Annotated in this window: 1 protein-coding gene; it reads left to right on the top strand. The window is 39.5% G+C overall.

All coding sequences use genetic code 11. From position 1 onward, the window contains the following. Positions 1-1401: HEAT repeat domain-containing protein (locus ABYK33_RS15840; protein WP_373034286.1), on the top strand; the 1401-nt coding region annotated here is incomplete at both ends.

Here is a 1401-nt window from a genome sequence, read left to right as displayed (position 1 = left end):
GAGGTCAACTATACATTTGGTGTCTACCCACTTCAACAGTATCTGTTAAAATTTGCAGATGGAAAATATCAGGTACTGGATATCGCCTGGGACAGTCGGTCTAAAGAAGAAGGCGGGCAGCGTTGGTTCCATATCCATCAAGATGAAGTGATCAAAGCTGGTGATGTACTGCACTGGACTGGACCAAATTTGAACTGGAACTATATGTGTGCAGACTGTCATAGTACAAATTTGAAAAAGAACTATGATATGGAGACCAAAACTTATCATACCACTTGGGATGTCATCAATGTATCTTGTGAAGCATGTCATGGGCCTGCATCCAAACATATAGAATGGAGCAAAGATCAAAATTTAACTTTGACTCACAAGGGCTTTCCTCTCTCTTTAAAATATAAGGTTGGAAAGTGGGATGTCAATTCCACAACAAAAAGGTCAGAATTAACCGACAAAGAGATAGAAGTATGTGCAAAGTGTCATTCGAGACGGTCTCAATTAGATGATAACTTTGCACCTGGTGATAGGTTTACTGACCACTATCTACCTGTAACATTGGCTGAGAGTCTCTATTTTGCTGACGGTAAGATAGAAGATGAAGTGTATGTCTATGACTCATTTCTGCAAAGCAAAATGTATGAAAAAGGTGTCACCTGCACAGACTGTCATAACCCTCATACACTTGATCGTAGGGGTGATGGGGACAAAGTATGTTTTCAGTGTCATCAAACAGAAAAATACACTTCTACAGCACACCATTTTCATCAAGAAGGAAGTACAGGAAGTTCTTGTATAAGTTGTCATATGCCTGCTCGTACCTATATGGGTGTAGACAGTCGCAATGACCACAGTTTCCGTGTACCTAGACCAGACATCTCAGTTGAGATGAAAGAGATTCCTAATGCCTGTAATCTTTGTCATACAGATAAAGATGCTTCGTGGGCTGCAGATGCTATGAAATCATGGTATGGGAAAATACCTGTAGGAAAACAGAACTTCGCTCATTCTCTTAAAGCTCTTAGAACAAACAGTGAAGATGCACCTAAAAAACTTTATGAAGTACTGCTTAGTGATGCACCAAATATCGCTAAAGCTACAGTCGCAGAATACCTAGGGCATTATCCTTCAAAACAAACCTATACTACAACACTTCAAATGCTAAAGAATAAAGATGCACTTATACGGAGGTCAGCATTGCAGTCTTTAGAAGCATTCCCCGCACAGATGAGAATCAAGCAGACTTTAGAAATGTTGAACGATCCTATTAAGATAGTAAGAATGGAAGCTGCCAGACAGCTTGCTGCTTTTCCTCTTGGAGAATTAGACAAAAAGACGAAAGAGTTATTAACTAACGCTTTTGATGAGTATGAAAAGATACTTTTATTTACAGCAGAACGTCCTGAG

The organism is Sulfurovum sp. (genome assembly GCF_041562805.1).
Lineage (GTDB): Bacteria > Campylobacterota > Campylobacteria > Campylobacterales > Sulfurovaceae > Sulfurovum.
The sequence above is the reverse complement of the archived record's forward strand: the minus strand, read 5'-3'. Positions and strand labels throughout refer to the sequence as shown.